Here is a 21,637-nt window from a genome sequence, read left to right as displayed (position 1 = left end):
TCTGGCATATCCGTCAGAAACCTCCTACTCACTACCTGCAAAGGAATGCCATCAACCATGCACTTCCCACTCAAAAAACTGGTAGCTGCCACCCTGTTCGCTGCTAGCCTTTCAGTTGTCACCACCCCTGCGCTCGCCAACATAAGCGCCGAACAAAGCGCGGCGATCCTGAAGAGCTTCAGCGACACGTCGGTCACCGATTTCCGCAGTTTCCTCGGCACCCTGGCCAAGGGCGACCTGGGCAAGAGCAGTGACGTCGGCCCGGCCATCAGCACCTTTCTCGACAACAAGACCCTGAGCGCCGAGCAGCAGAACGAAATCAACCGCCTGCTCGGCATCTACACCCGGGCGAAGTACGGCAAGGCGGCCCTGGAAACCCTGCGCGAACTGGTGGAGATCCCGACGTTCAACGTAGACGGTCTGCCACAGTACAAAAACCCGGAATTCCTCAAGATTGCCGACAAGATCCAGGCCCTGGCCAAGTCCTTCAACCTGAACTTCCGTAACGTCGATAACCGTGTGTACGAAATCTCCCTGGAAGGCAGCGGCGATGAAGTCGTCGGCGTGCATGCCCACGCCGATGTGGTGCCGGTGACGCCGGAAAATTGGGTACTGCAAGACGGCACCAAGCTCGACCCGTTCAAGGTCACGCTGATCGGCGACCGCATGTATGGCCGTGGCACCGAGGATGACAAGAACGGCATCGTCGTGGCGATGTACGCCATGAAGGTGATCAAGGAAGAAAACCTGCCGCTGGCGCGCACGTTCAAGCTGCTGGTGGACACCACCGAGGAAACCTCCGGCGACGCCATTCCTTACTATTTCGAACGCAATCCCGTGCCGCAATACAACCTGGCGCTGGATGGCGGCTACCCGGTAGTGATCGCCGAAAAAGGCTCGGGCACCGTCATGGCCACCTTCCCGGTGCGCAAGGGCGAAGGCCAAGGCGCAGAAATCATTTCGATGACTGGCGGCAAGGCCACCAACCAGATTCCTTCGGTATCGGTCGCCACGCTGGTCAGTGATAAACCTGCCGAACTGGCAGCCAGCCTGCAGCATGCTGGTGCTGATTATGCCAAGCGCAATGGCGGCAATTTCCAGGTGACTGCCAAGGTCGACGGCAAGGACGTCAAGCTCACCGTCACTGGCGTATCTGCCCACTCCTCGGAACCTGAATCCGGGATCAACCCGGTGGCACGCATGCTGGAGTTGATCCACAGCGTCGACGGCAAGATCGCCCTCAAGCACAACCACGTCACCGACGCCGCCCACTATGCGGCGGACAACTGGGGCCTGGACTACCTGGGGGGCAAATTGGGCGTGGGCTTTGCCGATGACTTCATGGGGCCGCTGACCACCTCGCCGACCTTTGTCGGCCTGGACGACAAAGCCTTCAAGCTGGCGGTCAACCTGCGTGCGCCGAAGGGCAAATCGCCGGAAAAACTCAAAGCCGAAATCGCCGAGAAGTTGAGCGCCTGGGACAAACGCACCCAGGTCAAGGTGGACTTTACCTACTCGCTGGATACGCCGATGTACCGCAACCCTGAAGGTGAATGGGTCAAGGCCTTGCTGGCGGTCGCCACGGAAAACCTCGGCATGGCGCACAAGTTCGGCACCTCGGCCGGCGCGACCTCCGTGCATGACTTGCCCAACGGCGTGCAATTTGGCCTGGCGCGACCTGAAGAGAAGTACACCGGGCACACCGACGGTGAGTTCAAGACCGTCGAGCAGTTTTTGCTGGACCTGCAGATTGTCACTGAAATGATGGGCCGAGTTGGCCAACTACCCAAGCTCTGAGCGCAGTGGGAGCCCGCCGCAATGGCGGGCTCGTCAGGCTTGCAGCATCAGCATATCCTCAAAAAAACCACCGACCGGCTCCGTGGGATGGCATAGCTGGATTTCCAGCACCCAGGCCATCTCACTCGGTGGGATTTCCAGCTCCGCCAGCACCTTGCTTTCGAACAGCGCATGGGGAAAATCCGCAAGGCGGTGCCCTGCGAGGTTGCGCGCCAGCCTCCAGCCCTTGGACTCGGCGCTCTGCTCGGCGAAGTCATAGAGCTCACGCCCGGTCAGCCCGCGCAGCCAGGCTTCACGGGTTTCATCAAATACTTCATGCAGGGCTTTTCTACAGGCCAGGTGCAACGGCAAATCACCGAACACAAAGGTGTCGCCGTAGTCGCCTTCGTAGCCATCCCACACCGGGCCCAGGTCAACCACGGCGATGTCCGTGGCGCGCAGCCTGCGTTGACGGTCAATGCCTTCACGGGGTGGGCGCACCGTGTCGGCGCCAAAGCGAATGTAGGTTGGATGCCAGGTGTGGGACGCGCCCAGGGCGTGCAGTTGCTCGGCAGCCATATCCAGGGCTTCGCCAGTAGTCATACCCACCTTCAATTGGCTGGCGATCGCCGCCAGGGCACGGATGGACTGCTCACGTGCCGCGAGCATGCCGTCCAGCGAGTAACGTGGGCCGACTTTTTCCCAGACCGGGTCCAATGGCTTGGAGAGCGTTCCCGCACTCGAACGGCCACTGGGCACAAAGGCTTCCGCGACAAACCGATGGCTGGGCAAACCCGCTTCAAGACAAGCCGCACGCGTCTGGCTGATCATCGCACCGTTGCCGCAGGCATAGACCTGGGCAGCCTCCCAGTGATGACCATGATTCAGTGCAACTTCCTGCACCCGGCCCTCTGAGGCCAGTACCGGATGCCAGTGAAAACGTGGGTGGTCCATGACCATCCTGTCCAAAAACAGACGGTCATAAAAATCTGCCGGCTGCGCACCGCCCCAGTACAGCGTCACCTCCACATCGCGTTTCAAGGCGGTCAGCAGAATCGGCTTGATACCCGCGTAACCCGTGCCCGTGGCGAACAGCATGACCGGCGCAGCGTCATCGTCCTGCCAGGTGCAGGCACCAAAAGGCCCTTCCAGTTGCAACAGGTCGCCGGCTTCAAGGGCGCCCAGGAAGGTCTCGGAAAACAGCCCACCGCTCACTCTACGAACTTGAAACATCAGGCGCCCATCACTCTCAGCCGGCAGGTTGGCGATTGAGAAACAACGCGAGTCACCATCGACCAGGCGGAACTTGACGTACTGTCCCGCACGCACCGCCAGCGGCATGTCCGGCATCACGATCAACTCGATGACATCGGGGCTGAGCGCGCGCTTGCCCAGCACCGTTGCCTCGACCACGAGCACGGGTGTGTCCAGCGACCAGCCGGGAATCTCCAGGCGCATGTCGGAGCAGGCATGGCTCTGGCACAGCAGCATTTCATTGGCTGCCAGTGGATAGGACGGTGCCGGGGCGCCCGGGTCCAGTGGCTTGGCACGGTATGCACCGTCCGCCACTACCACCTTGCACGACCCGCACGCGCCACGCCGGCACGAAAACGGCACGGTCAACCCGCTGGCAAGCATTGCATCAAGCAACAGTTCATCACCGGCTTCAAAGGTTTTCCCCGAGGGGGCGAGTTCGATGACATGGTGTGTGTTCATAAGGACCTCGGGGTGAGTGAGACCTGATTGTTGCGCTAGACTAGGCCCATTAGAACCTCCAGATTTGGATAATTCAGATGGTCCAGATGCGCAAATGGCGCCCCTTGCTCAAGCTCGACGAAGATACCCACCAGGCGTCCTACCGCAAGATTGCCGAGGGCCTGGTCAGCGCGATCCTCGAAGGCCGCCTGGCGCCTGGAGCCTTACTGCCGGGCACACGGGAAATGGCGCAGTTGCTCAACGTCAACCGCAAGACCGTGATCCTGGCCTACGAAGAAGCCATGACCAAAGGCTGGCTGATCAGCGAGCCGCGCCGTGGCACCTTCGTCAATGCGCAATTGACGCCCAAGCCCATGCCCAGTGCTGCGCAACCGTCCTTCGCGCCGCCGCTGCTGGAGCAGACGGTGGTGCCGTATTTCACCCACAACGCCCAAGTGGTCGCTCTCCAGCATCGACAGGGTGCGCTGTTTTTCGACAATGGCACCAGCGATCACCGTTTGCTGCCCCAGGCCGTTTTGCATCGCTACTATCGTCATGCATTACGTAACAGTTTTGCCTCCAACACCTTGCGCTACGGCAGTGAGGGCACCGGCTACCATTTGCGTTGCGCCCTGGCCGACATGCTGCGAAATAATCGCGGGTTGACGGTGAATGCCGAGAATATCTGCCTGACCCAGGGCACCCAGATGTCGCTGTACCTGAGCGCAAGCCTGCTGCTCAAGCCCGGCGACGTGGTGCTTGTAGAGCGTTTGAGTTACCCGCCGGCGTGGGAAATTTTCCGAAAACTCGGCGCACAACTGGTCACGGTCGACATCGATGATGAAGGTTGCCGCACCGACCAGATCGATCGCTTATGCCGCGAACATAAAGTGCGCATGATCTACCTCACACCCCACCACCAGTTCCCCACCACCGTGAGCTTGCATGCAGCACGCCGGCAACACTTGCTGGCACTGGCTGCGCAACATGATTTTTGCGTGATAGAGGAAGACTACGACCACGAATATCATTTCAGCGGTCGCCCTTACCTGCCGCTGGCCAGTGACCGCGCCCAACGCCACGTGATCTACATCGGTTCGTTATCCAAGGTGCTGGGCTCAACGTTTCGTTGCAGCTACATCGTGGCGCCCACCCAGGTGATTGAGGTTTTACAGCGCAATGCCGCATTGATGGTGGGCGATGCCGATGGGGTGGCGCAGGCCATGCTGGCGGACTTGATCAATGACGGTGAGTTGAAAAAGCATCTGCGCCGCGTCTCGAAAGAATACCTGGCGCGCCGAACTGTGCTGCGCGATTGCCTGGACCAGGCATTCGGCGATCGCATACAGGTGCGCGAGCCTGAGGGTGGCTTGGCGCTCTGGGTACGCTTCGAGGAAGGAATAGACGTGGATCGCTTGGTAACCACCGCCCTGGACCATGGGCTGGTGGTGCGCAGCGGTCGTCAGTTTTCACCCAACGACCGTCCGGAAAATGCGCTGCGCCTGGGCTTTGCATCCCTGGACCGGGATGAAATCGCGCAAGCCACGCAGCGCTTGGCCCAGGCGATGAGAGCGCTGGCCACGGGGTGAAGCGACTTACCCCACGGCCCCCAGGAACGGCAGTGCCAAGTACAGCTTGATCACCACAGCATTGGTGATATCGATGAAGAATGCCCCGACCATCGGCACCACCAGGAACGCAATCTGTGACGGCCCGAAGCGCTGGGTCACGGCCTGCATATTGGCAATCGCAGTGGGGGTGGCGCCAAGCCCGAACCCGCAATGACCGGCCGCCAATACCGCCGCGTCGTAATTACGGCCCATTACCCGAAACGTCACGAAAATCGCAAACAACGCCATCAACAGCGCCTGCGCAGCCAAAAGGATGACAATCGGCAAGGCCAGTGCCGCCAGGTCCCAGAGCTTGAGAGACATCAGCGCGATCGCCAGGAACAACGACAAACTGACATTGCCCAGCACCGACACTTCGCGCTCGAACACCTGGTGCCAGCCGAGGATCGACAGCCCATTGCGCAGCACTACACCGACGAACAATACGCAGACGAAGGTCGGCAATTCGAAGGCAGTGCCTTGGATGGCACTGTTGAGCAAGGTGCCGGCCTTCAGGCTGATCGCCACCAACGCCAGGGTCTCGATAAACGAAAACGCCGTGATCAGACGCTCCTGGTTGGGCTGTTCGAAGCCCTTTGGCAAGCGCGGCTGCGGTTGCCCGACACCTGGCACTTCGACCCGCTTGATCAGCAAGCGCGCCACGGGGCCGCCAATCAGGCCACCGAGTACCAAGCCAAATGTCGCCGAGGCAATTGCCAACTCAGATGCAGAAGCTACGCCATATTGCTCACTGAACACCGCGCCCCAGGCCGCGCCAGTGCCATGTCCGCCGGATAATGTCACCGAGCCGGCCAGCAAGCCCATCAGCGGATCCAGGCCAAGCGCCGTGGCCAGTGCGATACCCATGGCGTTTTGCAACACCAGCAGCGCGGTTACCACCAGCAGGAATATGGCCACTATGCGCCCGCCCTTCTTCAGGCTGGCGAAGTCTGCGTTAAGGCCGATAGTGGCGAAAAACGCCAACATCAAGGGGGTTTGCAAAGAGGGGTCGAAGCTTACCTCGATATCAGCCAGGCCGCGCAATGCCATGAGTAGCAGGGCGACCAACAAACCACCGGCGACCGGTTCGGGAATATTGTAGGTGCGCAAGAAGCCGATCCTCGTCACCAGCCATCGCCCCAGCAATAACACCAGCGAAGCGGCCACCAATGTTGAATAAAAATCGAGTTGAAGCATCTGGGCATTTCTCTGAAGTGAGCAAGGAGAATGGGTGGCCAGAGTAGAGAGCACGACAGAGAAACGCACCTCCCCCACAAAAAGTACAGACTATCCCTACATGTTTTACAAGAATGGCCTACGACGAGCTGCGCTTCTGATAGGAAAGACGGCCCATGAGGCTATTCACGATAGCGTCGCAACAAGGGCCAGTTGGACGCGAGTGCTCCGGGCTCATAGTTGCGCCCCTCGACCCGCACCAGGTCAGGGAACTCAAGCAGCAATGCGCGGTTACCCCTGCCGATGTGCTCCATCACTGCCAGGGTAATGTTCTCGCGCACCATGCCCGTCGAGACGTAATACATGGCCCAGGCTTGTTCGGGCGTACAAAGGCCAATCTGCTCTTCAATCTCTTTGTATGCCTTATAGTCGTCTGACTCCAGATAGCCCTGATCAACACCTTGGCGCATGCTGTCTCCCTCCCCCGGCCCCCGCCCTGTGGTCAGCCGGCCAATAGTTCTACCCTCACGTACCACTCTTGACCTTGGTCCACACACGGGTGCGAATGCGCTCGGCCTTCAGCGGCAAGGGCTCGAGCGGGACCAATGTGGCCATGGTCTTTTTATCGGGATAAATCCACGGGTTATCCCGCAGCTTCTGTTCGACAAACTGCGTGGCATCTTTATTGGCGTTGGGATAGAGCATGTAGTTGGATGTCTTGGCGATCACCTGTGGCCGCAGCATGTAGTTGATAAATTCCAGGGCGGCTTTGGGGTGCCGGGCATCCTTGAGCAGCACCCAGTTCTCAGACCAGACCAATGCCCCTTCCCGGGGCAGGCTGTAGGCAATCTTGCGTCCGCTGTTGGACTTTTCATTGATCGCCTGCGCCGCCAGGGCACCGTTGGCCCAGCCTACGACGGCGCAGATATTGCCGTCGGCCAAGTCGGTGTCGATGCGAGATGAGTCGAAATAGAGAACGTAGGGGCGGATTTTCAACAGCAGGGCCTGGGCCTTCTGGTAATCCTCGGGGTTGGTGCTGTTGCTCGGGAGCCCGAGGTAGTGCAAGGCAATCGAAATGATCTCGCTGGGCGAGTCGAGCATGGCCACGCCACACGTCTTGAGCTTGCTGATGTTCTCTTCCTTGAAGATCAGGTCCCAGCTGTCCACCGGGGCATCCTCACCCAGTGCCGCCTTGACCTTATCCACGTCGTAGCCAATGCCGGTGGTGCCCCATACGTAGGGTACGGCGTAGCGATTACCGGGATCATTGACCGCCAGCAGAGCGAGGATATCGGGATCGATGTGCGACAGATTGCTCAATTGCGAGCGATCCAGCGGCTGCAACACGCCGGCCTTGATCAGCCCGGGCAGCACATTGGAGGTGGCCACCACCAGGTCATACCCGGTGCGTCCGGCCATCACCTTGCTCTGCATGATTTCCGCGCTGTCGAAGGCGTCCATGTGCAACTTGATGCCGGATTCCTGCTGGAATTCACTCGGGGTCTGCGGCTCAAGAAACCCGAACCAGTTATATAGATACAACGAAGATTGGGCGGCGCCTGCCGGTGTACTGATTGCGGCACCCAGCAGCAAGGCTAAAAAAATAGCTCGCAAGTGTGATCGACTCATATGACTATCCTTGTCCACCCGACATGCCTTCATGGCTATCGTTAGTTCGGGGTGAATATACCGGGCATGGTTGAATAGTAAATACCTAGAAATACTTAGCCTTGGCCTGCCAATCCCTAACCCTAAAGGGGTAGAACATGTCGCTTGACCTTCATAGCCTGGCCTGGCATCGATCCGTTGGCAAACTGATCATGCAGCTCAATCGGCCAGAATTCTGGAGCTCATTGATTCGTGTATTGAATGAATACGTGCAGATAGACAATTGGGTTGTACTGGTTTTCGGCGATCACTCTGTGCGCGTGATCAGCCTGCCTGAGGTAGCTGACAGCGAAGAGGTTGACGCCTTTATTCACCGCTATGTGAAAGGTCTTTATCTACTGGACCCGTTTTATATCGCTGATCGAGAAAACCCGCAGAGCGGCTTCTTCCATCTGCTCGATATTGCGCCGGAACACTTTCTTGAGACCGAGTACTACCATCAGTATTTCGCGCAATTCATCTCGGTCGATGAGGCGCAATACAACGTACGCCTCGATGCCGACAGAACTTTGTGCATGTCGTTTGGCAGCAACGTGCGATTCACACAGGCGCAAGTCACCATGCTCGACATGATCAAGCCGTGGGTGACGGCGATGATGCACCAACGCATGTGCTTTGAAAGCGACCAGGAAAAGAACATCGCCGAGCCGGCGCCATGGGCTGAAGCCATAGCCCAGTTGGAGGCCCAGATAACCACTCGCGAAAAAGATGTACTCAAGTTGCTGCTCAGCGGTTTTTCCAACAAGGAGATTGCCGGGAAGCTGTCGCTGTCGACGGAAACCATCAAAGTCCACCGCCGCAACATCTATAGCAAGTTGAATATAAAGTCGCAGTCCGAACTGTTTGCGCGGTTTTTTATGCCAAGGCAAGACGCGCCTGCGGCCACTTGAGTGCTGGCGGTGCGCGGGTGAGGTAAATTCAGCACACACAAAAACGCCGATCATTACTGATCGGCGTTTTTGTTAAATATGGAGCGGGAAACGAGACTCGAACTCGCGACCCCGACCTTGGCAAGGTCGTGCTCTACCAACTGAGCTATTCCCGCAAATGGCGTCCCCTAGGGGACTCGAACCCCTGTTACCGCCGTGAAAGGGCGGTGTCCTAGGCCACTAGACGAAGGGGACACGCTACTGAAACACATGGTGTGTATTTCAGTGCCCAGAGGCCTTATCCGAAGACTTGGTCCTGGTTTCACTCAATGCCGCCCGAGGGCAACACTGCTTAAAAATTGGAGCGGGAAACGAGACTCGAACTCGCGACCCCGACCTTGGCAAGGTCGTGCTCTACCAACTGAGCTATTCCCGCATATGGCGTCCCCTAGGGGACTCGAACCCCTGTTACCGCCGTGAAAGGGCGGTGTCCTAGGCCACTAGACGAAGGGGACACACGTACAACATTCACTCCCTACCGCGTTTCGCTGTGTGCTTTACGCTGTAAGTGGCGCGCATTCTATGGATGGATTGAAAGGTCGTCAACCCCCAAGGATAAATTTATTTAAATCAATGACTTCGCCATGGTTTACCGACCTTCCCGGGCTTTGTCGGCGTCCGAGCCTTGGCGCCTATATTCTGGCGCCCGCCAAGACGCTATAGTTCACCCAGGCAAGTGATGGCAATGTGCAGCCATACAGCGCACGCCTACCTATATAGAAGAAAGTACCTGGGCAATTGGTCGATCAATCCTATCCGCCGGCTGACCCAGTCACTACACTCCACAGCAAACCCTATAAAGAGGTCACACCGGTGACACCACTCATGATCACCCTGCTGGTAATAGCCGGGATCGCAATACTGATCGCCATTGGCTACATGAACCATGTGGTGGAAAACAATAAGCTGGAAAAAAAGCGCACCGAGATCGAGCTTAATGATCGGCTGCGCCGCTGCGGTGAAATCACCGAGACCTTTCCTGGCCAACTGATGACCCCGGCGCTCAAACTGTTGCTGGCCCGCCTGGAACTGAACGTTACTCAGCGCCTGTTGAACCTCAACAAATCCAGCGCGCCACTCAAGGCACGTATCGCCGAGTTGAATGCACTGATCGCCCAGGGCGAATCGATTCCAGTGGCCAACCCACCGGCGCCGATCCAGACCGAAGCCAAGGCCAAGGACGTGCGCTTTTTGCTCGAAGCCTTGCACGGCCAAGTCACCCGTGCAGCCCAGGACGGCTTCCTGCCGACCAACGAGGCCAAGCACTGGATCAAGGAAATCCGTCATATCCTGGTGCTGCTGCATATCGAGTTCTTTAACAACCTCGGCCAGCATGCCCTGCAGCAAGGCCAACCGGGCCAGGCGCGCCTGGCCTTCGAGCGTGGTGTGCAGTACTTGCGCAAACAACCGGAGCCGGTGCTCTACAGCGCGCAGCTGCAACTGCTGGAATCGCAACTGGCACGCGCCAACTCCACGGTACTGACCAACAGCCAGCCCGCCGAGGACGAAGTCAACGAGTTGACCGAGGGGTTGAAGGTCGTCGACGCCGATGCCGAGTGGAAGAAGAAAGCTATCTACGACTGATAGCCCAGGTAATAACGTGCAGCATGGGCGATTTACCTGGTGTAAGACGATCCAAATGTGGGAGGGGGGCCAAGCACCCTCCCATATCTGGATTGCGGGGCATCAGCTGGATAGCGCCCTCACCTCACAGGCCATCACTTTGCACCTATCCCCCCACCCACAACTAGCGTAAAAAAGTGCTCCTCACTCCGTGAAGTTAGAGGCCTGTTATGCCTGTTGCCGTGATTGATGGACAACCGCTGCATTATCTTGACCAGGGCACCGGCCCGGTCGTCCTGTTAGGTTCAAGCTACCTGTGGGCCAGCGACATGTGGGCGCCGCAGATTGAAGCGCTGTCGCAGCAATACCGGGTGATCGTCCCCGAGCTGTGGGGCCATGGCGAGTCGGGCAAACTGCCGACGCAAACCAAGTCCCTGGATGGCCTGGCCCGCCAGGCCCTGGCGCTGCTCGAGCATCTGGGCATCGAGCAGATCAACCTGGTGGGCCTGTCGGTCGGCGGCATGTGGGGCGCACGCCTGGCATTGCAGGCTCCCGAGCGTGTCAACAGCGTGGTGCTGATGGACACCTACCTCGGCGCCGAACCCGAAGCAACACGCCAGTACTATTTCTCGCTGTTCAAGATGATTGAAGACGCTGGCGAGATCCCTGAACCGTTGCTGGATGTGATCGCACCGATCTTCTTCCGCCCGGGCATCGACCGCGAATCGGCGCTGTACCGGGATTTTCGAAAATCCCTGCAAAGCTATTCCAGGGAGCAACTGCTGGAAAGCATCGTGCCCCTGGGCCGCTTGATCTTTAGTCGCGAAGACATCCTGGCGCAACTACCACGCCTGGATTCCGACACCACCCTGGTGATGTGCGGCGAGCAGGACAAACCCCGGCCGCCCGCAGAGTCAGAGGAAATGGCCGAACTGATTGGCTGCGACCTGATCCTGATCCCCGAGGCCGGGCATATTTCCAGCCGCGAGAACCCCGAATTCGTCAATGAAGCCCTGCTGACCTTCCTCGCCAACCACGCCTGATCGCCCTGCCTATTGATCGCAGCGCCGTCGCTGCGATCAAAGGCGGAAATGCCCCACCATGCCCTTGAGCTCTACCCCCAACTGCGCCAGCTGGAGGCTCGATGCGGCGTTGCCTTGCATGCTCAGCGCCGAGTGGTCGGCACTGGCACGAATACAGGTGACGCTGCGGTTGATCTCTTCGGCCACCGAGCTTTGCTCCTCGGCGGCGGCCGCGATCTGTTGATTCATCTGCTGGATCAGTGACACGGCAGCGGCAATGCTACCCAAGGCGCTTTCAGTTTCCAGGGCATCACCGACCGCCTGCTTCACCAGTTCGCCACTGTGCTGGATCTGCTGCACCGACGCCTGTGCCGCACTGCGCAAGGTGTTGACCAGGCGCTCGATTTCCTCGGTCGATTGCTGGGTGCGCTTGGCCAGTGCCCGTACCTCATCGGCCACTACGGCAAAGCCACGGCCCTGTTCACCGGCACGCGCCGCTTCAATGGCGGCGTTCAAGGCCAGCAGGTTGGTCTGTTCAGCCACGCTGTTGATGACGCTCAATACAGTGCCGATATTCTGGATCTCTGCACTGAGGCCCTCGATGCTGGCGCTGGCGCTGCTGCTCGACGCCGCCAGTAATTCAATACGCTGCAAACTCATACGTACCACCTGCTGGCCGCTGTCGACCTTGTCATCCGCCGTCTGCGCCGCTTGGGCGGCCTGCTCGGCGTTGCGCGCCACATCATGCACGGTGGCGGTCATCTGATTCATCGAGGTGGCGACCTGCTCGGTTTCTTCCTTTTGGCTGCTGACCTCAAGGTTGGTCTGCTCGGTGACACTGGACAACGAATGCGCGGAACTGGCGAGTTGTTCGATACCGGCCTGCAACCCACGCACGATCTGGCTCAAACCACTGCCCATCTGCTGCATCGCCTGCATCAATTGGCCGATTTCATCACGGCGGCTGACCTCCATGCGCCCACTCAGGTCACCCGCGGCAATCTGTTGGGCCACGGCGATCACGCTGCGCAGCGGCGCCACGATCAACCGGGTTATCACCCATGCAGCGATTAAGCCCACCAGCAAAGCCAGGGCGGATGAGCCGATGATCAGCATCGCGCTGTGTTGCAACTGTGCCTGCATGGACTGGTCTTCGGCGGCATACGCCTGGTTGACGCGACTGACCACGTGCTCAGCGCGGTCGTGCAGTTGCGTATAGACGACTTTCTCCTGGGCCAGCAGCCCGGTGTACTCGCCGAGTTTTTCACTGAATGACGCGATGTGCCCGGAGACTTCGTTGAGGACGGTCTGGTAGCCGGGGTCCTTGACGCTGCTCTTGAGCTTCTCGACTTCAGCCAGCGCCTGGTCGGCCTGCTCGATCTTGCCCTGCTCAGCGGCATCGGCGTCAGCCTTGCGGCTCTGGTCCAGGCGCACCCGCGCCTCGTCCATGGCTTGCAGCATCAAGCGCGATACCTGGCTGACCTGCCCCGCCTGCTCGATAAATTCGGCCCCCTCTTTGCCTTGGCTTTCCTTGAGGCCATAAGCACCGTCGTCCGCCAGGCCGGCTTGCAACACATCCAGGTTGTTCGCCACGCTGGACACTGACCAACTGGCCATTTCCAGCGCCAAGTCCTTGGTCTGGTTCAGTTCGACGAACTCATCGAACGCCTTGCGGTACGCCGCCAAGGCTTGCTCAACGTCACTCATCACTTGCTCGTTGGCCACAGACCGGGCCTTGAGACTGGCGGCCTGCGCCGCCAGCGCCTCGACACCGGCATGCAGGTCGTCAACGGCCTTGGAGTCGGCGTGCAGTGCGTAGTCCTGCTCGATCAAGCGCACCTTGAGCAAGCCGCTGTTGAGCGAAGACATGCTCGTGAGCCCGTCAAAACGCTGGCCGACGGTTTGCAGCGACCACACGCCTATCGCCGCCACCAGCGCCGTGAGCAGGAGTACCAAGGTGAAGCCCAAGCCCAGTTTTTTTGCCATACCAAGGTTGGCGAAACGTCGTTGCACGCCCGAAATCATTGCCTTGAATCCTCTTGCGATGGCAGATGCCATAAGCCAGGTTTACAAGCAGTGAGATTGGCAACCCATGGGTACTGAGCACAAGCGGCTGGCGCCGGAATAATGGCAAAAAGCTACATGCTCGTCGTTTTCAGAATGGTCGAGGTCGATCTGGTTGCGCCCATGGCACGGAACAATGCCAATGCCCGCTGATCAGCCGCATAGGCCACATTGATGCGCAGCCACTCGCTGCGCTCACCCGTCGGGCTGAACAACCCTCCCGGCGACAGCAACACCCCCAGGCGTCGGGCGCACGCCTGCAAGCGTGAGGGGTCAGCCAAGCCAGGTCGCGCCCACAGGAACATACCGCCAGCGGGCACGGAAAAGACTTGCCACTCCTCATCTTCCAACACTTGCAAGGTCGCGGCCATTTGCGCGTTCAGCCGCCTGCGCAGGCGCTGCACCCACTTGCGGTAGGTGCCGTTGCTCAACAACGTCGCCACCATGGCTTCGGCAAAGCGTGAGGTGCCGATTCCCGTCAGGGTCTTGAGATGGGTCAATTGGGTAATGATTGTGGCACTGGCACAGAGGTAGCCCACGCGCAAGGCGCTGCTCAGGGTCTTGGAAAAACTCGAGATATAGATCACCCGGTCGCCGTGGGGCAACGCCGACAAGCGCGTGCAGCTGGCATGTTGCAGGTCGCCGTAGACGTCCTCCTCGATGATCAGGAAGTCGTGATCCCGGGCCAGTTCCAGCAAACGCTCCGCGACCCGGCGGCACAGACTGGTGCCGGTGGGGTTGTGGTACAGGCTGCTGATGAACAGGCACTTGGGGCGACGGGTTTGCAGCAGCACTTCCAACGCTGTGATATCCGGGCCGCCTTTGGTACGTGGCACCTCCAGTAGCCTGACACCCTGAAAGTCCAATTGACGATAGAGGTTGCCGTATCCCGGCGTCTCGACCACCACCTCATCACCAGCCTTGAGCAGCGTGCGTATCAGCAGATCCTGGGCATGACTGGCGCCATGGGTGGTGAGGATACGGTCCAGGCTGGTGGGCACATGGATCTGAGTCAGGCGCTTGAGCAGTTGCTCGCGCAGCGCCGGCAGCCCCAACGGCGTGCTGTAGCTGAACAGGCCAGCTGTGTCGGTACGACTGACCTCGCGGATCGCATAGCTGATGTCGTCGCTTTCACGCCAAGCGTCGGGCAACCAGCCGCACCCCAGTTTCAGCTCGCCCAAGGGGCTATCGGTAAAGGCGCCCCAGACCTGTTCCGCACCTTCGTACCAGTGGTTTTCGTCGGCTGCCGGCGGTTGCGCCACCACATACCCCGAACCGTGCCGCGAGGCCAGCAGGCCCTGGGACACCAACCGTTCGAATGCCTCCATCACGCTGGACTGGCTCAACAGGTTGTCGAGGGCCAATTGCCGAATGGACGGCAAGCGTGTTCCGGGGCTCACCCCATTCTTGCGAATCCATTCTGCCACTGCGCTGACGATTTGCTGAACCACCGGTACCTGGGCTTGTCGATCGATCCCTAAATCCATGAGCCACTCACTTCAACTGTCTGTAAACCTAAAACAGTTAAGCACAGAAGCCCGTTCAACCCCGTCGAAAACCTATATTAAAGTATTGATTTTATTGGATTATTTACCTTCCGATACATATTAGGACACGGCACTTTGCCAGCTCTGGAAACCCCTCACAGCAGCCCACTCACTTTCTAAGAGTCCATGAGATGAAGTCCTAGATCGCCGTGGCACCACCATCCACCGCCAGGGCCTGGCCGGTGGTAAACGCCGCACCGTCACTGCACAAGTACAACACCGCGCTGGCGATTTCCTCGACCTTGCCAATGCGGCCGACCGGGTGCATCGCCGCAGCAAATTCGGCTTTGCGCGGGTCAGCCTCGTAGGCACGGCGAAACATGTCGGTATCAATGACTGCCGGGCAAACCGCGTTGACGCGGATGTTCTTTTTCGCGTACTCAATGGCCGCCGACTTGGTCAGGCCGATCACCGCATGCTTGGACGCGGCATAGATGCTCATCTTCGGCGCCGCCCCCAACCCCGCTACTGACGCCGTGTTGACGATTGCCCCGCAGCCCTGGGCCAGCAGCAGCGGCAACTGATACTTCATGCACAACCATACGCCCTTGACGTTAACCCCCATGATGGCGTCGAACTCGTCCAGACTGCCATCGGCCAGCTTGCCCTTCTCGATCTCGATCCCAGCGTTGTTAAAAGCGTAGTCGAGCCTCCCGTAGGTGGCGACGGTCTGCGCCATCAGTTGCTGCACGTCGGCTTCAAGCGTGACATCGCACCGCACAAAAAGCGCTTCGCCACCGGCCTCTCTAATCAGCGCGACCGTGCCCTCGCCGCCCGCCACATCAAGGTCGGCGACCACCACCTTCAAGCTTTCGGCGGCAAACGCCAGCGCGGTGGCACGGCCAATACCAGCGGCGGCGCCGGTCACCAGGGCGACCTGGCCGGAAAACGTCATGCTCATGGGAAGCGTCCTATGGGAGAAGTAGCGATGGAGCGAGTCTAGCCAACACCGGGAGCAGCGCGTCAGCACTATCAGAAGGCCGGTTGGCGCTGCATGGATCGCAGTGATAACGTCACCCGGCTGATTATCAGTGAGGCCTATCGACGGGCATTCGTCTTCCACGGACAACCTTGCCCTCCAGGCACTGAAGGTCTATCACTCATGATTCATTTCTAAAGAGTCCTTGCCATGACCGCCCAGACCAACCGCCAATTTCTTCTCGCCAAACGCCCGGTCGGCGCGGCCACGCGGGAAACCTTCACCTACCAGGAAGTGCCGGTGGGCACGCCCGCCGATGGCCAGGTGCTGGTGCGCAATGAATACCTGTCCCTCGACCCGGCGATGCGTGGCTGGATGAATGAGGGCAAGTCCTACATTCCACCGGTTGGCATCGGTGAAGTAATGCGCGCCCTGGGCGTCGGCAAAGTGATCGCCTCCAACAATCCGAAATTTGCCGTGGGTGACTACGTGAACGGCGCCGTCGGCGTGCAGGATTATTTCCTCGGCGAACCTCGTGGCTTCTATAAGGTTGACCCCAAGCTTGCGCCCCTGCCCCGCTACCTGTCTGCCCTGGGCATGACCGGCATGACAGCTTACTTCGCTTTGCTGGAGACCGGTGCGCCGAAAGCCGGCGACACCGTGGTGATCTCCGGCGCCGCAGGCGCCGTGGGCAGCATCGCCGGGCAGATCGCCAAGATCAAAGGTTGCCACGTGGTGGGGATTGCCGGTGGCGCCGACAAGTGCAAGTTCCTGGTGGATGAACTGGGCTTTGATGCCGCCATCGACTACAAAAGCGAAGACGTGCCCGCGGCTCTCAAGCGCGAGTGCCCCAAAGGGGTGGACGTGTATTTCGATAACGTCGGCGGCGACATTCTCGACGCCGTGCTCAGCCGCCTGGCGCTGAAAGCCCGCGTAGTGATTTGCGGTGCAATCAGCCAGTACAACAACAAGGAAGCCGTCAAAGGCCCGGCCAACTATTTGTCATTGCTGGTCAATCGCGCGCGCATGGAAGGCTTCGTGGTGATGGATCATGCGGCAAACTTCCCGGCGGCCGGGCAGGAAATGGCCGGTTGGATGGCCCAGGGCAAGCTCAAGAGCAAGGAAGATATTGTCGAAGGGCTGGAGACATTCCCGGAAACGCTGATGAAGCTGTTCAACGGCGAGAACTTTGGCAAGTTGGTTCTAAAAGTCAGCTGACACACTGCAGATCGAAATGTGGGAGGGGATTTGCCCCCCTGGGAAGTAAGCTTGCTCTCCCTGGAGCCTGACAGCCGACCGCTATCTAACTGATACTCTACGATCCAAATGTGGGAGGGGGCTTGCTCCCGATGGCGGCCTGACAGCCGACCAGAATGTTGGATCAGACCGAGTACATATCCGTTATTTGGGCAACGGCCACTTAGGGTTCCGCTTTTACAGCGGGTCACTTTGAAAAGCGCAAAGTAACCAAACGCTCTTGCCCCACCACTCGGCACCTCGCTTAGGCTCGGTGTGCCCGTAATCCGACATGCATTTGGGGGGCCGCCGCCACGCGCCATCCATGGCGCGGGGCGGCTAAACCGGCATCCCTGCCGGTTTACCCCCCAAATCCCTGTCGAATTCCGGCCAGCGTGGTTTGACGGGGCGCCTAGGATCAAAAGCAAGATCAGAAGCGACTCGCTGCGCATCATGGTTACCGTCGGTTGCTACACAGTTGTGTAGATACCCATGGTCATCGGGGGCAAGCCCCCTCCCACATTTTTTACAGCGCTAACTTGAGTATCAGGCGATTTCGGCAACCACTGCGGCCAACGCCTTGGCAGGATCCGCCGCCTGGCTGATCGGGCGGCCGATCACCAGGTAATCGGAGCCCGCATCCAACGCCTGGCGCGGGGTCAGGATACGGCGCTGGTCATCCTGGGCACTGCCGGCCGGGCGAATCCCCGGCGTCACCAGTTGCAACGACGGGTGGGCGTTTTTCAGAGCCTGGGCTTCCAGGGCCGAGCACACCAGGCCGTCCAGGCCGGCTTTCTGCGCCAGGGCCGCCAGGCGCAAGACCTGCTCCTGGGGCTCGATATCCAGGCCGATGCCGGCCAAGTCTTCACGCTCCATGCTGGTCAACACGGTTACGCCGATCAGCAGCGGTTTCGGGCCGCTGCGCTGTTCCAGCACTTCGCGGCACGCACTCATCATGCGCAGGCCACCGGAGCAGTGCACATTGACCATCCACACGCCCATCTCGGCCGCAGCTTTCACCGCCATCGCCGTCGTGTTGGGAATGTCGTGGAATTTCAGGTCGAGGAACACTTCGAAGCCTTTGTCACGCAGGGTACCGACGATTTCCGCCGCGCAACTGGTGAACAGTTCCTTACCGACCTTGACCCGGCAAAGCTTAGGGTCCAACTGGTCAGCCAGCTTCAGTGCGGCGTCACGGGTGGGGTAATCCAGGGCGACGATGATAGGAGTCTGGCAGACGGACATTGGAATGGGCTCTCAGGCAAGTCGAAATCGGCGCGGATTGTAGCGCAAGCAGCGCGGTTGCGGGATCCGATGATCGGTAAATACTGATCAAACGCCCGAGAGACGCCATTTCGGGCAATTGTTTCAAAGCTGGTACAGACTCGACACGCCCTCAACACGCCGTGGGCCTAGCCTCGCGCACGTGACCGCCCGCCCGGTACTTCCAGGCTTGGAACCGGGCGCCTATGCTGACCGCAACAACCCAGGCAGATGATCGCACTATGCATACCCCCTCCGCCCCCGTAACCGAAGAGCCAAAAGACGCGGTTATCGCCGAAGACAAACGCTGGAATACCCGTGCGCTGATTGTCGACGACGACGTGCCGATCCGCGAACTGCTGATCGACTACCTGGCGCGCTTCAATATCCTCGCCTCGGGTGTCACCGACGGCACCGCCATGCGCCAAGCCATGCAAGCCGAAACCTTCGATGTGGTGGTGCTCGACCTGATGCTGCCGGGCGAGGACGGGCTGTCGCTGTGCCGCTGGTTACGCGCTGAGTCGGACATTCCGATCCTGATGCTCACCGCCCGTTGCGAACCCACCGACCGCATCATCGGCCTGGAACTGGGCGCCGATGACTACATGTCCAAACCGTTCGAGCCCCGGGAGCTGGTCGCGCGTATCCAGACCATCCTGCGCCGGGTGCGCGATGACCGCAGCGAGCAACGCACCAACATCCGCTTCGACAATTGGCGCCTCAACAGTGTGCTGCGCCAGTTGGTGGCCGATGACGGCCTGGTGGTGCCGCTGTCCAACGCCGAGTTTCGCTTGCTGTGGGTCTTCATCGAACGCCCGCGCCGTGTGCTGAGTCGCGAACAATTGCTGGATGCCGCCCGTGGCCGCTCCATCGAAGCCTTTGATCGCAGCATCGACTTGCTGGTGTCGCGCTTGCGCCAGAAGCTGGGAGATGATCCCAAGGCGCCACAACTGATCAAGACCGTACGCGGCGAAGGCTACCTGTTCGACGCCCGGGATATCGGTTGATGCGTGCCACCCTCAATACGCTGTTCGGGCGATTGTTCGGCCTATTGCTGGTGGCTATTGTGCTGGCCCACGTGCTGGCGATCTTCTGGTTCCACCACTACGGCCGGCCGCCTCCCCCGCCTCCCGAGGTGTTCGTCGAACAACCGGACGGCACCCTCAAGCCACTGCGCAAGGAACCTCGCCCTTGGTTTGGTGGGCCGTTGGTACCGCTGACGTTTCAATTTATCTCGTTGATCATCGCCGCCTGGTACGGTGCCAAGCTGCTGAGTCGGCCGATCCAGCGCCTGAGCGCGGCGGCCGAGCGCTTGAGCATCGACCTCGACAGCCCGCCCCTGGTGGAGTCCGGCCCGCGCGAAGCACGGCAGGCCGCGTCGACCTTCAACCTCATGCAAAAGCGTATCCGCGAGCAAGTCAGCCAGCGTGCGCGCATGCTCGGTGCGGTCTCCCACGACCTGCGCACCCCGCTGTCGCGCCTCAAGCTGCGCCTGGAACAGATCGAGGACACCCAACTGCAAGGCCAGATGCGCCAGGACCTGGACGACATGATCGGCATGCTCGATGCCACCCTGAGCTACCTGCACGAACAACGCACCAGCGAGACACGGCACTGGCTTGATGTGCAGGCGCTGGTGGAGTCCCTCAGCGAAAACGCCCAGGACCAAGGCAGCGATGTGCAATTTTCCGGTACCTGTGCACCGTTGCAAGTACAGCCGATGGCCTTGCGCTCATGCCTCAACAACCTGATCGACAATGCCCTGCGCTATGCCGGCACGGCATATATCGAACTGACGGACAGGAGCGACGCGCTGGTCATTCGCGTGATCGACCATGGCCCGGGCATTGCAGCCGACAAGCGTGAGGCGGTGTTCGAGCCGTTTTACCGACTCGAAGGGTCACGCAACCGCAACTCCGGCGGCGTCGGCCTGGGCATGACGATTTCCAAGGAAGCGGCGGAGCGCTTGGGCGGCCGCTTGAGCCTGGAAGAAACACCTGGTGGCGGGCTGACCGCCGTCATGTGGCTGCCCCGCGCCTGAACGCCTCAGTTACAGGGTTTGTCTTCGCGGCGGACTTGCGCCTGAGTGGCGCTCCAATCTGTCAGCAGGCTGTAGGCCACCGCCAGTAAGGTCGGGCCGATAAACAGGCCGATAAAGCCAAACGCTATCAAGCCGCCAAACACGCCCAGCAGCACAATCACCAGCGGCAGGTTGCCGCCACGGCTGATCAGGTACGGCTTTAGCACGTTATCCACGCCACTGATCACGAACGTGCCCCATACACCCAGGAACACGGCATAGGTGTAGTCGCCCTTCCACGCCAGCCAGGCCGTGGCCGGGATCCACACCAGCGGCGGGCCCATGGGGATCAGGCTGAGCAGGAAGGTGACGATACCCAGCACCAGCGCACCCGGCACGCCGGCGATCAGGAAGCCGATCAGCGCCAGCAGGGCCTGGGCGGCAGCAGTGCCGATCACACCGTTGACCACCCGTTGCACAGTGCCGGCCACCAGTTCGATGTAATAGCCGGCGCGCTCGCCGATCAGGCGCTCCAGCAAGCGGTGCACAAACATCGCCAGGCGCGGCCCGTCACGGTAGAAAAAGAACACGAAGACCAGGCTCAGGGTCAGCTCGAGGATGCCGCCGCCAATTTGCGCACTGCGCGCCAGCAACCAGTTGCCGACCTGGCCGAGGTACGGCTTGATGCTGACCATCAACGCCGCGCCTTGTTGATCGATGCTGTCCCACATTCCCGCCAGGCGCTCGCCGACCAACGGAATCGAACCCAGCCAGGACGGCGCCTCGGGCAAGCCGTCGACCTGGATATCCTTGATCAGCGCCACTGCATCGCGCACGTGGTCGGCGAGGTTGAACCCCAGCCATACCAGCGGCACTGCCACCAGCAACATCCAGCCCAGGGTCAGGATGCCGGCGGCCAGGGACTCCCGGCCACCCAGCCAGCGCGTGAGCAAACGCATCAGCGGCCAACTGGCAAATGCCAGCACCGCCCCCCAGAACAGCGCCGACCAGAACGGCGCCATGACCCAGAAGCTGGCACCGAACAGCACCAGCAGCAGGATTTGCACCAGCAGGCGATCGTTATTGAGCATCGGGTATCTCGAGACTAAGGCTATTGGAAGAGAGCTTAGGCGAACGGCGCGGGTCCGT

The 21,637-nt window shown here is 60.0% G+C and carries 17 protein-coding genes, 4 tRNA genes and 1 pseudogene; 8 read left to right on the top strand and 14 right to left on the bottom strand.

All coding sequences use genetic code 11. The features are described from left to right. Positions 1-57: 57 nt before the first annotated feature. The gene (locus tag QZR30_RS19680; protein ID WP_311903985.1) at positions 58-1,797 is read left to right on the top strand and encodes a dipeptidase; all 1,740 of its coding nucleotides are present in this window, start codon (positions 58-60) and stop codon (positions 1,795-1,797) included. 33 nt (positions 1,798-1,830) lie between these two features. On the opposite strand, the gene QZR30_RS19675 is transcribed toward QZR30_RS19680, so the two are convergent. Next, entirely contained in the window at positions 1,831-3,492 is a 1,662-nt protein-coding gene (locus QZR30_RS19675) for a M24 family metallopeptidase (protein WP_311903984.1), read from the bottom strand. A 77-nt stretch (positions 3,493-3,569) separates the two neighbouring features. On the opposite strand from QZR30_RS19675, the gene pdxR reads away from it, so the two are divergent. Continuing rightward, complete coding sequence (pdxR, locus tag QZR30_RS19670) at positions 3,570-5,060, top strand: MocR-like pyridoxine biosynthesis transcription factor PdxR (protein ID WP_046069058.1); 1,491 nt, start codon at positions 3,570-3,572, stop codon at positions 5,058-5,060. Positions 5,061-5,066: 6 nt separating this feature from the next. On the opposite strand, the gene gltS is transcribed toward pdxR, so the two are convergent. From gltS to QZR30_RS19655, 3 genes are all read right to left on the bottom strand, one after another. After that, a complete protein-coding gene (gene gltS / locus QZR30_RS19665) occupies positions 5,067-6,278 on the bottom strand; it encodes a sodium/glutamate symporter (protein ID WP_046069059.1) in 1,212 nt (403 codons plus the stop codon). Between the two features lie 161 nt (positions 6,279-6,439). Beyond that, a complete protein-coding gene (locus QZR30_RS19660) occupies positions 6,440-6,727 on the bottom strand; it encodes a hypothetical protein (protein WP_046069060.1) in 288 nt (95 codons plus the stop codon). A 55-nt stretch (positions 6,728-6,782) separates the two neighbouring features. Further along, the gene (locus QZR30_RS19655; protein WP_046069061.1) at positions 6,783-7,886 is read right to left on the bottom strand and encodes a polyamine ABC transporter substrate-binding protein; all 1,104 of its coding nucleotides are present in this window, start codon (positions 7,884-7,886) and stop codon (positions 6,783-6,785) included. A 137-nt stretch (positions 7,887-8,023) separates the two neighbouring features. Between QZR30_RS19655 and QZR30_RS19650 the strand changes: the two genes are divergently transcribed. Further along, a complete protein-coding gene (locus QZR30_RS19650) occupies positions 8,024-8,815 on the top strand; it encodes a helix-turn-helix transcriptional regulator (protein ID WP_056846287.1) in 792 nt (263 codons plus the stop codon). Positions 8,816-8,894: 79 nt separating this feature from the next. Here QZR30_RS19650 and QZR30_RS19645 read toward each other — a convergent pair. The 4 genes from QZR30_RS19645 to QZR30_RS19630 form a co-directional block, all read right to left on the bottom strand. Then, positions 8,895-8,970, bottom strand: a tRNA-Gly gene (locus QZR30_RS19645). A gap of 3 nt (positions 8,971-8,973) precedes the next feature. Then, a tRNA-Glu gene (locus tag QZR30_RS19640) sits at positions 8,974-9,049 on the bottom strand. A 105-nt stretch (positions 9,050-9,154) separates the two neighbouring features. Then, a tRNA-Gly gene (locus QZR30_RS19635) sits at positions 9,155-9,230 on the bottom strand. Positions 9,231-9,233: 3 nt separating this feature from the next. Next, a tRNA-Glu gene (locus tag QZR30_RS19630) sits at positions 9,234-9,309 on the bottom strand. Between the two features lie 358 nt (positions 9,310-9,667). Between QZR30_RS19630 and QZR30_RS19625 the strand changes: the two genes are divergently transcribed. Together QZR30_RS19625 and QZR30_RS19620 are read left to right on the top strand one after the other, a co-directional pair. Further along, the gene (locus tag QZR30_RS19625) at positions 9,668-10,438 is read left to right on the top strand and encodes a hypothetical protein (RefSeq protein ID WP_046069063.1); all 771 of its coding nucleotides are present in this window, start codon (positions 9,668-9,670) and stop codon (positions 10,436-10,438) included. A gap of 209 nt (positions 10,439-10,647) precedes the next feature. Continuing rightward, on the top strand, positions 10,648-11,460 hold the full coding sequence (locus tag QZR30_RS19620; protein ID WP_311903983.1) for an alpha/beta fold hydrolase: 813 nt from the start codon (positions 10,648-10,650) through the stop codon (positions 11,458-11,460). A gap of 36 nt (positions 11,461-11,496) precedes the next feature. On the opposite strand, the gene QZR30_RS28055 is transcribed toward QZR30_RS19620, so the two are convergent. The 4 genes and pseudogenes from QZR30_RS28055 to QZR30_RS19605 form a co-directional block, all read right to left on the bottom strand. Beyond that, the gene (locus QZR30_RS28055) at positions 11,497-12,360 is read right to left on the bottom strand and encodes a methyl-accepting chemotaxis protein (RefSeq protein ID WP_428977831.1); all 864 of its coding nucleotides are present in this window, start codon (positions 12,358-12,360) and stop codon (positions 11,497-11,499) included. Continuing rightward, a pseudogene (locus QZR30_RS28050) lies at positions 12,358-12,555 on the bottom strand (HAMP domain-containing protein); the annotation flags it as partial. The pseudogene QZR30_RS28050 and the gene QZR30_RS28055, both read right to left, overlap by 3 nt. A gap of 1,022 nt (positions 12,556-13,577) precedes the next feature. Continuing rightward, positions 13,578-14,990 (bottom strand): aminotransferase-like domain-containing protein, encoded by a 1,413-nt coding sequence (locus QZR30_RS19610; RefSeq protein ID WP_056846284.1) that lies wholly within the window; start codon positions 14,988-14,990, stop codon positions 13,578-13,580. Positions 14,991-15,189: 199 nt separating this feature from the next. Continuing rightward, on the bottom strand, positions 15,190-15,951 hold the full coding sequence (locus QZR30_RS19605; protein WP_046069067.1) for an SDR family oxidoreductase: 762 nt from the start codon (positions 15,949-15,951) through the stop codon (positions 15,190-15,192). Between the two features lie 228 nt (positions 15,952-16,179). Between QZR30_RS19605 and QZR30_RS19600 the strand changes: the two genes are divergently transcribed. Next, the gene (locus QZR30_RS19600) at positions 16,180-17,187 is read left to right on the top strand and encodes an NADP-dependent oxidoreductase (RefSeq protein ID WP_046069068.1); all 1,008 of its coding nucleotides are present in this window, start codon (positions 16,180-16,182) and stop codon (positions 17,185-17,187) included. Positions 17,188-17,751: 564 nt separating this feature from the next. On the opposite strand, the gene pyrF is transcribed toward QZR30_RS19600, so the two are convergent. Continuing rightward, the gene (pyrF, locus tag QZR30_RS19595) at positions 17,752-18,450 is read right to left on the bottom strand and encodes an orotidine-5'-phosphate decarboxylase (RefSeq protein ID WP_043051239.1); all 699 of its coding nucleotides are present in this window, start codon (positions 18,448-18,450) and stop codon (positions 17,752-17,754) included. Between the two features lie 260 nt (positions 18,451-18,710). Here pyrF and QZR30_RS19590 point away from each other — a divergent pair, with 260 nt between their 5' ends. Further along, positions 18,711-19,475, top strand: a complete 765-nt coding sequence (locus QZR30_RS19590) for a response regulator (RefSeq protein WP_046072533.1) — start codon at positions 18,711-18,713, stop codon at positions 19,473-19,475. Continuing rightward, entirely contained in the window at positions 19,475-20,509 is a 1,035-nt protein-coding gene (locus tag QZR30_RS19585; RefSeq protein WP_056846282.1) for a sensor histidine kinase, read from the top strand. Before QZR30_RS19590 ends, QZR30_RS19585 begins: the two co-directional genes overlap by 1 nt. A gap of 5 nt (positions 20,510-20,514) precedes the next feature. On the opposite strand, the gene QZR30_RS19580 is transcribed toward QZR30_RS19585, so the two are convergent. After that, positions 20,515-21,579, bottom strand: a complete 1,065-nt coding sequence (locus QZR30_RS19580; RefSeq protein WP_046069070.1) for an AI-2E family transporter — start codon at positions 21,577-21,579, stop codon at positions 20,515-20,517. Between the last annotated feature and the right edge of the window lie 58 nt (positions 21,580-21,637).

Source organism: Pseudomonas sp. rhizo25, from assembly GCF_031931935.1.
GTDB classification, from domain to species: domain Bacteria; phylum Pseudomonadota; class Gammaproteobacteria; order Pseudomonadales; family Pseudomonadaceae; genus Aquipseudomonas; species Aquipseudomonas synxantha.
Note: the sequence above shows the minus strand (reverse complement) of the source record. Positions and strands in the feature narration are given on the sequence as shown.

Excerpts from the sequence above, each read along its gene's own strand:
- QZR30_RS19605 (WP_046069067.1), bottom strand. The coding sequence starts at position 15,951 with ATGAGCATGACGTTTTCCGGCCAGGTCGCCCTGGTGACCGGCGCCGCC.
- QZR30_RS28055 (WP_428977831.1), bottom strand. The coding sequence starts at position 12,360 with ATGGGCAGTGGTTTGAGCCAGATCGTGCGTGGGTTGCAGGCCGGTATC.
- QZR30_RS19600 (WP_046069068.1), top strand. The coding sequence starts at position 16,180 with ATGACCGCCCAGACCAACCGCCAATTTCTTCTCGCCAAACGCCCGGTC.
- QZR30_RS19675 (WP_311903984.1), bottom strand. The coding sequence starts at position 3,492 with ATGAACACACACCATGTCATCGAACTCGCCCCCTCGGGGAAAACCTTT.
- pdxR (WP_046069058.1), top strand. The coding sequence starts at position 3,570 with ATGGTCCAGATGCGCAAATGGCGCCCCTTGCTCAAGCTCGACGAAGAT.
- QZR30_RS19680 (WP_311903985.1), top strand. The coding sequence starts at position 58 with ATGCACTTCCCACTCAAAAAACTGGTAGCTGCCACCCTGTTCGCTGCT.
- QZR30_RS19610 (WP_056846284.1), bottom strand. The coding sequence starts at position 14,990 with ATGGATTTAGGGATCGATCGACAAGCCCAGGTACCGGTGGTTCAGCAA.
- QZR30_RS19655 (WP_046069061.1), bottom strand. The coding sequence starts at position 7,886 with ATGAGTCGATCACACTTGCGAGCTATTTTTTTAGCCTTGCTGCTGGGT.
- gltS (WP_046069059.1), bottom strand. The coding sequence starts at position 6,278 with ATGCTTCAACTCGATTTTTATTCAACATTGGTGGCCGCTTCGCTGGTG.
- QZR30_RS19590 (WP_046072533.1), top strand. The coding sequence starts at position 18,711 with ATGCATACCCCCTCCGCCCCCGTAACCGAAGAGCCAAAAGACGCGGTT.
- QZR30_RS19650 (WP_056846287.1), top strand. The coding sequence starts at position 8,024 with ATGTCGCTTGACCTTCATAGCCTGGCCTGGCATCGATCCGTTGGCAAA.
- QZR30_RS19620 (WP_311903983.1), top strand. The coding sequence starts at position 10,648 with ATGCCTGTTGCCGTGATTGATGGACAACCGCTGCATTATCTTGACCAG.
- QZR30_RS19585 (WP_056846282.1), top strand. The coding sequence starts at position 19,475 with ATGCGTGCCACCCTCAATACGCTGTTCGGGCGATTGTTCGGCCTATTG.
- pyrF (WP_043051239.1), bottom strand. The coding sequence starts at position 18,450 with ATGTCCGTCTGCCAGACTCCTATCATCGTCGCCCTGGATTACCCCACC.
- QZR30_RS19660 (WP_046069060.1), bottom strand. The coding sequence starts at position 6,727 with ATGCGCCAAGGTGTTGATCAGGGCTATCTGGAGTCAGACGACTATAAG.
- QZR30_RS19580 (WP_046069070.1), bottom strand. The coding sequence starts at position 21,579 with ATGCTCAATAACGATCGCCTGCTGGTGCAAATCCTGCTGCTGGTGCTG.